Here is a 14,414-nt window from a genome sequence, read left to right as displayed (position 1 = left end):
TATCAATACAAATAACTTAATTTTTATTAAAGTAAAATTTTTACTCATAATATCATTATATTGTTTCTTCAATTAACAATATAAATAAACCACAATGCGACTAATTTACATCTTACTTGTAACTATTTTTTCATTTTCAAATTTTCAAGCGCAAACACAACCATGGAAAGGTAAATTTGAGCCAATTGACAACTTGCTAGCCCCACCAAATAATTACAGAACTGCAAGTGGTGCTCCAGGAAGGGATTATTGGCTACAAAGAGCAAACTACAAGATAAAAGCAACAATTGATGAAAAAAATAATGTTTTAACAGGTGAAGAAACGATAACTTATTTTAATAATTCTCCTGATGATTTAAATTATGTTTGGATGCAATTAGAACAAAATGTTAATAAAAAAGGTAATGAAGATTTTGGAAGCATAAACAACAATATAAAAGACTCTATTACAACAAGGCAAATGCAGTTTTTAACCCGAGCTATTAACTTTCCTGCAGGTTATGCTATCAATTATGTGAAAGATGGTAACGGAAATAACCTAAAAACTATGGTTAATAATACCATGATGAAAGTTAAATTAAATAGCGTTTTGAAATCAGGTGAATCTACCACTATATCAATCTCATGGTCTTACCCTATTACAGACAGAAGTATGTTTTTATTATCAAGAGAGGGTTACGAATATTTCCCTGAAGATGATAATACAGTTTACCTTATAGCACATTGGTTTCCTAGAATGGCAGTTTATAATGATACTGAAGGATGGCAAAATCAACAATTTCAAAAACTTGGAGAGTTTGCCCTAGAGTTTGGAGATTATGAAGTTGAAATTACTGTACCAGAAGATCATATCGTAGCATCTACAGGAATGCTTTTAAATGAAGCATCTGTTTTAACAAAAACACAACAAAAACGATTTGCCGAAGCTAAAAAATCTTTTGATAAACCAGTACTGATTATCACTAAAGAAGAAGCTGAAGTTAATGAAAAACAAAAAGCTACTAAACTAAAAACATGGAAATTTAACGCATCCAATGTTAGAGATTTTGCATTTGCGTCTTCAAGAAAATTTATATGGGATGCCCAAGCAGTAAAACTACCTACCAATACCGTTATGGCTATGTCTTTTTATCCAAAAGAAGGATTGCCAGTTTGGGAAGAAGAATCAACAAAAGCCGTTATGCACGCCTTAGAAGTTTACTCTGAAGCTACTTTTGACTACCCATATCCTGTTGCTATTTCTGTTAACACCTCAAACATAGGTATGGAATTCCCAATGATTAGTTTTAATGGTGGACGACCAAAAAACGGAAAAATAAGTGATGGCGCGAAGGCTGGCATGATAGGAACTATTATACATGAAGTTGGCCATAACTGGTTTCCTATGATAGTAAACTCTGATGAACGTAAATGGATGTGGATGGACGAAGGCTTAAATACATTTTTACATCAACGAACAGTTGCAGAACGTTACCCAAATTTTAATAGTGTAACTCCTAAAAGCATTGTGCCTTTTATGAGTGGAGATACTAATATTTTACGCCCTATAATGACCACCTCAGACAATGAATTATTTAATCAATTTGGAGCTAATTTTTATTTAAAACCCACCGTTGGACTTCAGATGTTACGAAACTCCATTATTGGCAAAGAACTATTTGATGAAGCTTTTAAAGAATATGCTAACAGATGGAAATACAAACACCCGAACCCTTCAGATTTATTCAGAACACTTGAAGATGCAACAGCTACAGATTTAGATTGGTTTATTAGGGGTTGGTTTTTTACTACCGAAAAAGTTGATATGGAACTTAGCAATGTTAAATGGTTTAAAGTTTTTGAAGAAAACTCAAATATTGAAGACCAAAACAAATCATCTAAAATAAAAGTAGCCGTAAATGAAAAAAGTGCAAATGCTGAAGCTAAAGATTTTAGAGATGGACCCGAGGTTATCACTATGGCAGACACACCTGATGCAGCTTACGGACAATTTTTATCTAGAATGGACGACAAAGAAGTTAGAAAACAACTTACTGGAAAAAATATTTATGAAATTTCAGTGAAAAATGTTGGAGGCTTAGTTATGCCCATAAGTATTGAATGGATTTTTACAGATGGAAGCTCAGAAATTGATACTCTACCTGCTGAAGTTTGGCGAAGAAATGAATATGAAATTAAGCATACTTTTATAAAAGAGAAAGAAGTAAGTAAAGTGAATTTAGACCCAAATTTTGAATTTGCCGATACAAATATGATGAATAATGGTTTCCCAAAAACTGAAACAAAATCAGAATTTGATAGCTTTAAAGAAAAAAAGAAAGGTAATTAATTTTAATTATAAATAAAATCAAGCTTAAAATTATTTAATATTTATATAAATAAATTAAATTTAAAAGGTGAAAAAACTAAAACCCATGATATCTCATGGGTTTTAGCACTACTTTAACTAATTTAAACTTAACTAACTTCCAAATAAATTAAAATAATAACTTTTCATAGCAATTTTTTTTATTTGAAATAAAAACTAACTTTTGAGTAAAAATAGTTTATTAAATTGATTTATTATTATTTATATTTTTTATTAAAATCATAAATTTTATTTATTAATATGTTTTTAAAAAATAGATTTCAATCTGTTTAAAAAAAATCAAACCTTCAAAATTAAAAATTTAAACTTGCAATTATTACTGCACAATTTTTTAAATCAAATAGTTAGAATTCAAATAAACTAAAAGGTAATTGAACAACTTAAAAACACCAATAACCGAAAATCAAAAAAAATCAAAAGGAAAAAAGCGAAATCTTTAGACAAGCTAATAATCACCAATTATAATGCTATAAGAGATTGAATTTAATTCTCACAAAAGTTTAATTACTAAACAAGGTTTTTTTAATTAAAACCTTAATTTTTATAACTATTTCAAAAATAAAACTATTAAAAATAAAATCCAAAACTACCAGTAACTCCAAACTTTCTAGCATTTGGATTTACAACGGTATCTTTATAATTACCTCTAAAATTAAAATCGATTCTAAATACTTTAAATATATTTCCAACTCCAAAACTGTATTCAAAATAAGGATTTATTGATGGTGCTATCAACTGAATATTATTAGGGTTGTTAGTTGAATTTAAAGCAATATTATCCTCAGAAATCTGACCCCAAACACCTCGTAAACTAACAATTTCTCTTAAATTTAATTTTCTAAGAAAAGGTACTCTTGAAAATAAACGCCCATTAAAATTATGCTCTAAATGAAATGATGTATAAGTGTCAGAAACAAACTCGTAAAAATCTAACTGAGAAAATGTATTATATATAGAAAAGTACGACTGGTTACCAGGAATTACACTTAACAAGCCGAGTGGCACTTCGCCAAAAGTTTTACCAGCCTCAATTGATGTGGTTAATCTACCAAAACCTCCCATTTGCCAAGGCTGAATGTAAGAGAATTGAACTTTAGTGTAATTAAAATCACTATTCAATAAGTTCTTATCACCTTTTGAAAACTGAGCAAATAAGCGAGCAAAATCGTCATTAGCAATTAAGCGCTCTACACCAAAACCTGTCATTTTTCGTTTAGGAAAATACGAAAACGATAAAGAAGTTTCAAACTGTTTAATTTCAGATTCTACACCTGTTGTTGTATTGTAATCTAAACTAAATGTTTCGGAAGCCGATTCTAAAGTACGGTAATTCCCCCCTAGCCTAAAAATTACATTTCGCCAAGGCTCTGCTTCGATATATAAACTAGTTAAATTAATGGATGTTAATTTATCATTAGCACCTGTACCAACAACAGCTGATGATGCTAAACTTCTTCCTAAAACATCGGTACTTGTTGTTAAACTAGCCCCGATTTGTTCTACATCACGCCTGTTACCTCCAGAAATAATCAATCTGCTTTTTTTATCTAAAAGCCACTTACCAGATATACCAAATTTAAATTTATCATCTCTAAAACCATAGGCAAGAAAACCCTCTAAGCGCCACAAATCATTTCTTCCAAAATAGGTTCTTCCACCTGTTCTTAAACGCAAACCTTCTACTTCATTAAACCCAAAAGTTGAAAAAATGGGTCCGTAATCCAGTGGCAAGGTATTGAATTCAATATAGCCAGAAGATAAAATACTCCCGAGGTTGTATAAACGTTTGAATTTTTTTACTGTTTTTAAGGTGTCTAACATTTTATACACCCCTATTTCATCTTTATTGAGTGATTCTAAACGGTTTTCTACCCAAAAGTTTTCATCTCTATCATAAACATCTTTGTCAAAGTTATAAACTTCAGTTTCGTAAAACTTCTTATCTTTTTCAATATCAAATTGATAATTGTTATAACGTGTTGTTCGCTTTCCATAAACACCTCTTGATTGCTCCTTTTTACTAAAAGCAAAATCAGACATCATATAATCTCTTTTTACAAGAAATAAAGAATCGTTAAGCACTTCAAACTCTTGTTCTATATAAATTTCTTTAACCCAGTTTATGTTAGCGCTTTTAGATGCTTGAAGGTTAATTTCTTTAATGGCATACGTTGTATCGGCTACCCAAAAATCTCCCTTAAAAGTAAGTTCGTTTTTTCTGCGCGGGTAATATATAATGTTGTAGCACCATTTGTTATCAATAAAAGCACTGTCTTTTAAAACGTAATTATAGGTATTTATACCTGTTCTAGACAAAGGACTGACAAAGCTTTTATCGAAGAATTTCAAATAGTTGTCATAAACATTGAAATCAGAGTACAAGTCATCAACAAAATCTATAATCACTTGATTATCACTAAATCCTGAGTTCTTATTTCCTTTTAAATCTTCTTTTTCTTTATTAAGAATATTATCTCCGTATACTTTAGATACGGCTTCATTAATAAACATGGGCAAATACGTTTTACCCGTCACACTAGAAGTATCAACTTGATTAAAAACAAATTCCATACCTCTAAAAAGCTTACTTTTTATAAGTGCACTATCGATGGTATTAATATCAAATTCAACTTTCTCGTACTTATCGTATTCGTATTGATTAAAACGTTTTAATCCGTTACTACGTTTGTTAGCCCAAATTTTTCTTAATAAATCTATAGCTGGATTATTCTTTTTTGATTGTTTACCGGATACTATAAAAACCTGATCTAATTGAGAGGCTTCTTCTTTTAAAATAAATTTTAAATTATAATTTACTTTTTTATCTAGCGGAAAATTTAATGTTTCATACCCTATAAACGAAACTACTAGTCTATCCCAAGTCTCATCTGATTCTAAATAAAATTTTCCATTTTCATCAGTTATAGTTCCCTGAGTAGATCCTTTAAAAATAACATTAGCAAAAGAAACAGGCTCATTAAATTCATCAAATACATAGCCACTAACTTTGGTTTGAGCAAGTAAAGAAAATATTCCGAAGAAATAAAATGTAATAAGTAGTCTCATATTCATAATAAAAAAAACTTCATCAACAATTCTGTTAATGAAGTTTATATAACGTAAAGTATTACGGTTTATTTATACATTACTTTTTTAACAGCTTTGATAACATCTTCATAATTTGGTAACCATTCTTCCAACAAAACTGGTGAATATGGTGCTGGTGTATCAGCTGTATTAATTTTCACAATAGGTGCATCTAGATAATCAAAAGCCTCTGATTGAACTAAATATGTAATTTCTGTAGCTACATTTCCAAAAGGCCATGCTTCTTCTAAAACTACTAAACGATTTGTTTTTTTAACAGATTCTAAAATAGCCTTTCTGTCCATTGGACGAACCGTACGTAAGTCAATAATCTCACAAGAAATACCTTCTTTCTCTAATTCATCAGCTGCTTTGTAGGCCTCTTTAATTATTTTCCCAAAAGAAACTATAGTTACATCTGTACCTTCGCGTTTAATATCAGCAACTCCTAGAGGTAATATATACTCACCTTCCGGCACTTCTCCTTTATCACCATACATTTGTTCACTTTCCATAAAAATAACAGGATCGTTATCACGAATCGCTGCCTTTAATAGACCTTTCGCATCGTATGGATTTGAAGGCACTACTACTTTTAAACCTGGCGTATTTGCAAACCAGTTTTCAAAAGCTTGAGAGTGTGTTGCTCCTAATTGACCTGCAGAAGCTGTAGGTCCACGAAACACAATTGGACAATTAAACTGACCTCCAGACATTTGTCTGATTTTAGCAGCATTGTTTATTATTTGATCAATACCAACTAAAGAGAAGTTAAAAGTCATATATTCTACAATTGGTCTGTTACCTGTCATAGTTGAACCAATTGCTATACCTGCAAAACCAAGCTCAGCAATAGGTGTATCAATAACACGTTTTGGTCCAAATTCATCTAACATTCCTTTTGATGCTTTATAAGCACCATTATATTCTGCTACTTCCTCACCCATCAAATAAATGCTTTCATCTCTTCGCATTTCTTCACTCATCGCTTCGCAAATAGCTTCTCTAAATTGAATTGTCTTCATTAATATTGTTTTATTTCAAGTAGCAAAAATAACAATAAATGGCATACACTTGAAAAAGATTTTTTTAAAATTTACTATGCATGCATAGTATTTTTCAAAATAAAATAATTAACTTCGTAGCGATCTAAAAAATAAGACATTTTAATATATAAAATTATGAAAATATTAGTGTGTATTAGTCACGTACCAGACACTACCTCAAAGATTAATTTTACAGATAGCGATACGAAATTTGACACCACTGGTGTACAATTTGTTATTAACCCAAATGATGAGTTTGGTTTAACTCGTGCTATGTGGTTTAAAGAAAAACAGGGTGCAAGTGTAACCGTTATAAATGTTGGTGGTGCTGAAACTGAGCCGACTTTAAGAAAAGCTTTGGCTATTGGAGCCGATGCTGCCATAAGAATAAATAAGGCTGCAACAGATGGATTCTCCGTTGCAAAACAATTAGCCCATGTAGTAAAAGATGGTGGGTATGATTTAATTATTGCAGGACGTGAATCTATTGATTATAATGGAGGTATGGTTCCAGGAATGATAGCTGGTTTAATACAAGCTAACTTTGTAAACAATTGTATTAACCTTGAAGTTGATGGTAATTTTGTAAAAGCAACCAGAGAAATTGATGGTGGAAAAGAGACTGTTTCAACAATGTTGCCATTAGTTATTGGCGGACAAAAAGGTTTAGTTGAAGAAAGTGATTTAAGAATTCCAAACATGAGAGGTATCATGATGGCTCGCCAAAAACCATTAACGATATTAGAACCCGTGGAAGCTAGCAATGAAACAAATTCTGTCTCGTTTTTAAAACCAACCCCAAAAGGTGCAGTAACTTTAGTTCCTGCAGATAATTTAGATGAATTAATAAACTTGCTTCATAACGAAGCTAAAGTGATATAAAATGTTATAGATATGTCAGTCTTAGTATATACAGAATCAGAAAACGGAAAATTTAAAAAAATAGCTTTTGAAGTAGCTTCTTACGCTAGAGCTGTAGCAAACCAATTAGGCACTACAGTTACAGCAATAGCAATTAATACGACTGATACTTCTTCTTTAGCTACTTATGGTATTGATAAAGTTCTAAATGTAATCGATTCACAACTAGATAAATTTAATGCTAATGCGTATGCCGAAGCAATAAAACAAGCTGCTGTAAAAGAAAGCTCAAAAGTTATTGTTGTTAGCTCTAGTGCAAATAGCAAATATTTATCACCACTTTTAGCAGTAGGATTAAATGCAGGTTATGCTTCAAATGTAGTTGAAACGCCTTCTTGTACAAGTCCTTTTACAGTAAAACGAACCGCTTTTACAAATAAAGCTTTTGAAAACATTCAAATAAATACGGATGTTAAAATTGTTGGCGTTTCAAATAATTCTTTTGGATTAGTTGAAAATAATAGTAGCGCTACAGCAGAAGATTTTTCACCATCAATACCAGAATTAGGGGTTAACGTTGAATCGGTTGATAAAGCAACAGATAAAGTAACAATTGCAGATGCTGAAATTGTGGTTTCTGCAGGACGTGGTTTAAAAGGTCCAGAAAATTGGGGAATGATTGAAGAATTAGCTGATGTTTTAGGAGCTGCAACGGCATGTTCAAAACCAGTTTCAGACTTAGGCTGGAGACCACACGGTGAACACGTTGGGCAAACAGGAAAACCTGTAGCATCAAATTTATATATTGCCGTAGGTATCTCTGGTGCTATTCAACATTTAGCAGGTATAAATGCTTCAAAAGTAAAAGTCGTAATCAATTCAGATCCAGAAGCACCTTTTTTCAAAGCTGCAGACTATGGTGTAGTTGGTGATGCTTTTCAAGTGGTTCCAGAACTCATTACTAAATTAAAAGCGTTTAAAGCACAACAATAAAATTATTTTTTATAAATTGTAACAGAGTATTGAACTGCTTAAATTAGCATTTTATCTTAAATATACCTTTGGTTGTTGGTAAAGTCCTAATTTAAACAGTTCTTTGTGTTTTTATAAATTTATGAGTTTAGTAAGATTAAATATAAAAGGAATATCCTACAGTCAAACACAAAATGGTGCTTACGCATTAATATTGAATGAGGTTGACGGAGACAGAAAACTTCCCATAGTTATTGGTGCTTTTGAAGCGCAATCAATTGCCATAGCATTAGAAAAAGAAATAAGCCCACCAAGGCCTTTAACACACGATTTATTTAAAAATTTTGCCGACAGGTTTGATATTGTTGTTAAACAAGTTATTATACACAAACTAGTAGATGGTGTTTTTTATTCAAGTTTAATTTGCGAACGCGATAAAATTGAAGAAATTATTGATGCCAGAACCAGTGATGCTATAGCTTTAGCACTTCGATTTCAAGCACCTATTTTTACTTATAAAAACATTCTTGACAAAGCAGGGATTTACCTCAAAGTAAACCCTAAAAAAGATGAAGAAGATGAAGAAAAACAAGACAGCATTTTAATGGATGAATTGGTTGCAAATGAGCTTGAACCTAACAAACCTACTGAAAATTTTAAATCAAAAACTTTAGAAGAACTTCATAACTTATTGGACGAAGCCGTTACAAACGAAGATTATGAAAAGGCTGCACGACTTCGCGATGAAATCTCTAAAAGAGAATAACCCCATTACATATTATGAAAAAACTGTTTCTGTCTTGTTTTGCCTTGATCATATTTTTTTCATCATTATCTAATGCACAAAATATAGACAACTCAATTCAACCTGATTCTGTTCAAGAAATTTCAGCAATTGAAAATAAAGCTTCCAATACATTAACTAAAAATAACTCAGATAGTTTAGTTGAAGAAATCCCAAATATTAAAACACATAAAACATCCGTTAATCAAGTTATTGCTAGTCAAGGTTTTTCAATAATTAGTTTATGGCGCGGTATTTTAGGGATGACTTCATTGGTATTTATGGCATTTCTTTTCAGTAGTAACAGAAAAGCTATAAACTGGAAAATTGTTAGTATAGGTTTAGCTTTTCAACTAGTAATAGCCATAGGAGTTTTAAAAGTTGATTTTATAAAAAATATTTTCGAATTTATTGGTGGCTTATTTATTCAAGTTCTCGAATTCACAAGAGCTGGTAGTAAATTTTTATTTGAAGGTTTGGTAGTAGATATGGATACCTTTGGTTACATATTCGCTTTTCAAGTATTACCAACTATCATTTTCTTCTCAGCCTTAACTTCAGTTTTATTCTATCTGGGAATTATTCAAAAAGTAGTAAAAACAATGGCTTGGTTATTATCAAAAGCTTTAAAAATTTCTGGCGCTGAAAGTTTAAGTGTTGCTGGTAATATATTCTTAGGTCAAACTGAAGCACCGCTTTTAATTAAAGCTTATTTAGAAAAAATGAATAAATCTGAAATGCTTCTAGTTATGATCGGAGGAATGGCTACCGTAGCTGGAGCTGTTTTAGCAGCCTACATTGGGTTTCTAGGGGGTGACGACCCTGCTTTAAGATTATTTTATGCTAAACATCTTTTGGCAGCCTCTGTAATGGCTGCACCTGGAGCTATCGTAATTTCAAAAATATTATATCCTCAAACAGAATCAATCAATACAGATGTTACAGTATCGCAAGAAAAAATAGGATCTAATTTTTTAGATGCTATTGCTAATGGTACCACCGAAGGTTTAAGATTAGCAGTAAATGTTGGCGCAATGCTTTTAGTTTTTGTAGCATTTATTGCAATGTTTAATGGTATTTTAGGTTGGGTTGGAGATATTACAAATTTAAATAGTTGGATAGCCAACAACACTACATACAAAAGCTTATCACTCGAACTAATTTTAGGCTATACTTTTTCTCCTTTAATGTGGCTTATAGGAATTGCGAAAGAGGATATGGCGCTTATGGGGCAACTCTTAGGTATTAAATTAGCAGCTAGTGAATTTATTGGCTACATACAATTAGCAGAACTAAAAGATGTAGGAAGCTCTATTCATTTAACCTACGAAAAATCAATTATCATGGCTACTTATATGCTTTGTGGTTTTGCGAATTTTGCTTCCATTGGTATTCAAATAGGTGGTATAGGATCTTTAGCTCCTGGGCAACGTAAAACACTTTCTAAATTTGGAATGAAAGCCTTAATTGGAGGCACAATTACCTCTCTTATTTCCGCAACAATTGCTGGAATGATTATTGGGTAGTTATCTTTTATTTTTTTCTCGTTAATAACTTTGAGTAAAAAAAAATCTATTAATCATAAAAAATAAAAGCTTTTTCATATTTTTATTAGCTAAGAAATTTAAAATTAAATGCAACAATACCACGATTTAGTCAAACACGTTTTAGAGAACGGAAACGAAAAAGGAGATAGAACTGGCACAGGAACTAAAAGTGTTTTTGGATATCAAATGCGTTTTGATTTGAGTGATGGTTTCCCTATGGTAACTACTAAAAAATTGCATTTAAAATCTATCGTTTATGAATTACTCTGGTTTCTAAAAGGTGACACAAATATTAAATACTTAACTGAAAATGGTGTGCGAATTTGGAATGAGTGGGCTGATGAAAATGGCGATTTAGGCCCTGTTTACGGGCATCAATGGCGCAATTGGAATAGTGATGAAATAGACCAAATAAAAGAAGTAATTCATACCCTAAAAAATAATCCTAACAGCCGTAGAATGTTGGTTTCTGCTTGGAACCCTTCGGTTTTACCAGACACATCTAAATCCTTTAGTGAAAACGTTGCTAATGGTAAAGCGGCACTGCCACCATGCCATGCATTCTTTCAATTTTATGTTGCAAATGGTAAATTATCATGTCAATTATATCAACGGAGTGCTGATATCTTTCTAGGTGTACCTTTTAACATAGCTTCATACGCATTATTCACGATGATCATGGCACAAGTTTGCGGCTACCAACCAGGAGACTTCATTCATACTTTTGGTGATGCTCATATTTACAGTAATCATTATGAGCAATTAAAACTTCAACTTTCAAGAGACATACGACCTCTTCCAAAAATGAAAATTAATCCGGAAGTTAAAGATATTTTTGAGTTTACTTTTGATGATTTTACATTAATAGATTATAACCCGCATCCACATATTAAAGGTGTAGTGGCTGTTTAACAAAAATTGCATTATGAAAAGAAAATTACTAGCTGTTTTATCTTTGTTATTAGTCGCTACAATAGTTTTGATTTCAAATAACTACCAATCTACTAAAAAAGATCAAGTTAAAATTGAAAGAATTAAAATCGCTCCAACTCAAAAAGGAAAGAAAAAAACACTTGAAGAACGCGCTCTGTATAATGAAGCCAGAGATTTATATGAGTTTTATAGACAAGTAAATCCTAATACTGGAATTATATCAAAAACTGAGAAGCAACTTGAATTTAAGCAAGCAAAAGCATCAAAAATCAAAAACAATTTAACCAGTAAGACACCACAAAGCAGTTATATAGATAGAGGACCAAGTAATTTTGGAGGCAGAACTAGAAGTATTGTTGTTGATATTAGTGACCCAACTGGAAATACCATACTTGCAGGTGGAGTAAGTGGTGGTGTTTTTAGAACTACAAACGCAGGAGCAAATTGGACAAAAGTATCATCAAATGATGAAATACATAATGTAACTGCTATAGTACAAGACCCAAGAGTAGGCTTTCAAAATATCTGGTATTATGCTACTGGTGAAGGACTTGGTAATTCCGCTGGAAATGGATCATCATTTTATTTTGGTCAAGGTATTTGGCAATCTAATGATAGTGGTTTAACGTGGAGTCAAATTCCTTCAACCAATTCCAATCAAGTATCTTTTGATAGCACCTTTGATATCATTTTTAATTTAGCAGTTCATCCTCTAACGGGAAATCTTTTCGCAGCTACTGCAGCAAGAATCATGAGATATAATGGTGTTTTATGGGATGAAGAAATAAATGGTGGCCAACTAACAACTGCTCAAGCTACAGATGTAGTTATTACATCTACAGGTAGAGTTTATGCTGCATTTTCTGGTAATCATAGTGCTGCTATAGAGGGTGTTTATACTTCAGCTAACGGTAATTCTGGATGGTCAAGAATTAATATTGGCAGTTTTGTTCCTTCAGGCAGAGTTGTTTTAGCATTAGCACCATCTAATGAAGATTTACTTTATATTTTATTTGATAATGGACTAACTGGAGATTGCGCAAATGATATATCAGAAGCTGATTTATGGAGATGGGACCAAAGCAATACTAGTTTTACTGATTTTAGTGCGGTACTTCCTTCTGAAGGTTGTGGAGGTAATGACGATGGTAATAACCCTTTACATATCCAAGGGGGTTATGATTTAGTTGTGAGTGTAAAACCAGATAATCCAAATTTTGTTGTTATTGGAGGTACTAATGCATACAAAAAAGAGGATATTACTGATTCTGGTTCTCGTTTTGAAAGAATTGGAGGTTATGTTTCTCCTGCTAGTTATGCTCTTTATGCTAATCACCATCCAGATATACATGCTTTAGTATTTAGTCCTTTTGACAGTAATGTTCTTTTTTCTGGTACAGATGGTGGAGTTCATAGAACAGATCTTATTACTGCTTCTCCAATAGTATGGACAAGCCTAAATAATAATTACAAGACCTATCAATATTATCATGTTGCAATAGACCCTTCATTTGGATCTGATTACGTTATTGGTGGCACACAAGATAATGGAACTAAAATTGGAGGAACAATACTAGGCCTGCCAGATGCTACATCACAGATTGCAACACTTGGAGGTGATGGAGTAGCTGTTGGAATTCCTAATTATGCTGGTTGTAGTTTGTCATTTTTTGCAGGTTTTCAAAACGGGAGACTATTCAGGTTTTGTGCTGGAGGTGGCAACTACACAGAAATCACTCCTGAAGTTACACCTGGTTCATCATACCCTAGCCAATTTGTTACTTATTTTCACATGGATCAAGATAATACCAATGCTATTTACTATGCTGCAGAGACTAGACTTTTAAGAACTACTGATGGTGCTACCGTGGCATCTGATACTTGGACAGATATTGGAGGAACCTCGGCTGCTTTTAATCATTCTGATGAGTTGGTAAGATTTTCTACAACTTGGGGCACATATAATCCGGCAAGTAGCTATTTATTAATAGGTGGTGATTCTGGGCATATTTATAGATTAAATGATCCACAAGCTGCAACTAACATTTCTGATGCCACAGATATTACACCGCTAACGGCTTCAACAACCTTCCCTTCTATTGTCTCTGGTTTAGCTATCCATCCAACTAATAATGACATTGTATTAGCAACTTATTCCAACTACGGTATCAATAGCATTTACTTAACTACAAATGCTACTAATTCAACTCCAACTTGGACACTAGTTGAAAGAAATTTGTCAGCTCATTCTATAAGATCTGCTGCTATTGTTGAAGTAGCTGGACAAACTATATATTATGTTGGTACAGCTAGAGGGTTTTATAGTACTCAAGATCCTACTTCAACTGATTGGGTTAGAGAAGCACCAACACAAATTGGATTAGCTTTAGTTAGAACTTTATCATATCGCCCTTCAGACAACCACTTATTAATTGGAACACATGGAAATGGTATGTTTGAAAGTGTTATTACTAATATTCCTCTTAGCACAACCGACACCAATGATATTAGCAGTTCTTTGTCATTGTTCCCAAATCCAACAACCAATGAAATTAATTTAAAACTACCAAAAGAGTTTGGCAGTAATATAGGTTATAACATAAAAAATATGCTAGGTCAAACAGTTACAAATGGTTTACTATCAAGCAATAAAATTGATGTAAGCAACTTACTTTCGGGGATGTATTTTATTGAGATTAAAACAGATAATAAAACCGGAACTAAAAAGTTTATTAAAAAATAATCACTTAGTTAAAATAAACAAAAAAGCACTTTCTCATCGAAAGTGCTTTTTTTTATAAATTATTTTAAAAGCA

9 protein-coding genes are annotated in these 14,414 nt (G+C 32.1%); 7 read left to right on the top strand and 2 right to left on the bottom strand.

The features are described 5' to 3' along the window. Positions 1-94: 94 nt before the first annotated feature. Entirely contained in the window at positions 95-2,329 is a 2,235-nt protein-coding gene (locus AC1XJX_RS11365; RefSeq protein ID WP_482004106.1) for a M1 family metallopeptidase, read from the top strand. A gap of 606 nt (positions 2,330-2,935) precedes the next feature. On the opposite strand, the gene AC1XJX_RS11360 is transcribed toward AC1XJX_RS11365, so the two are convergent. Both AC1XJX_RS11360 and AC1XJX_RS11355 read right to left on the bottom strand, forming a co-directional pair. Then, positions 2,936-5,440, bottom strand: coding sequence for a DUF5686 and carboxypeptidase-like regulatory domain-containing protein (locus AC1XJX_RS11360; protein WP_482004105.1), 2,505 nt, complete (start codon positions 5,438-5,440; stop codon positions 2,936-2,938). A 62-nt stretch (positions 5,441-5,502) separates the two neighbouring features. Continuing rightward, positions 5,503-6,480 carry a pyruvate dehydrogenase complex E1 component subunit beta gene (locus AC1XJX_RS11355; protein ID WP_482004104.1) on the bottom strand — a complete coding sequence of 326 codons (978 nt, stop codon included), beginning with the start codon at positions 6,478-6,480 and terminating at the stop codon, positions 5,503-5,505. Between the two features lie 156 nt (positions 6,481-6,636). On the opposite strand from AC1XJX_RS11355, the gene AC1XJX_RS11350 reads away from it, so the two are divergent. From AC1XJX_RS11350 to AC1XJX_RS11325, 6 genes are all read left to right on the top strand, one after another. Then, positions 6,637-7,383 carry an electron transfer flavoprotein subunit beta/FixA family protein gene (locus AC1XJX_RS11350; RefSeq protein WP_482004103.1) on the top strand — a complete coding sequence of 249 codons (747 nt, stop codon included), beginning with the start codon at positions 6,637-6,639 and terminating at the stop codon, positions 7,381-7,383. A 12-nt stretch (positions 7,384-7,395) separates the two neighbouring features. After that, positions 7,396-8,355: an electron transfer flavoprotein subunit alpha/FixB family protein gene (locus AC1XJX_RS11345; RefSeq protein WP_482004102.1), complete on the top strand. Its 960-nt coding sequence runs from the start codon at positions 7,396-7,398 to the stop codon at positions 8,353-8,355. A gap of 121 nt (positions 8,356-8,476) precedes the next feature. After that, positions 8,477-9,100 carry a bifunctional nuclease family protein gene (locus AC1XJX_RS11340; RefSeq protein WP_482004101.1) on the top strand — a complete coding sequence of 208 codons (624 nt, stop codon included), beginning with the start codon at positions 8,477-8,479 and terminating at the stop codon, positions 9,098-9,100. Between the two features lie 14 nt (positions 9,101-9,114). Beyond that, entirely contained in the window at positions 9,115-10,644 is a 1,530-nt protein-coding gene (locus tag AC1XJX_RS11335; protein WP_482004100.1) for a NupC/NupG family nucleoside CNT transporter, read from the top strand. Between the two features lie 108 nt (positions 10,645-10,752). Beyond that, complete coding sequence (locus AC1XJX_RS11330; RefSeq protein ID WP_482004099.1) at positions 10,753-11,577, top strand: thymidylate synthase; 825 nt, start codon at positions 10,753-10,755, stop codon at positions 11,575-11,577. A gap of 13 nt (positions 11,578-11,590) precedes the next feature. Next, positions 11,591-14,341, top strand: coding sequence for a T9SS type A sorting domain-containing protein (locus AC1XJX_RS11325; RefSeq protein ID WP_482004098.1), 2,751 nt, complete (start codon positions 11,591-11,593; stop codon positions 14,339-14,341). Positions 14,342-14,414 lie beyond the last annotated feature (73 nt).

The organism is Flaviramulus sp. (assembly GCF_982512915.1).
This window is presented reverse-complemented; position numbering and strand designations above follow the sequence as displayed.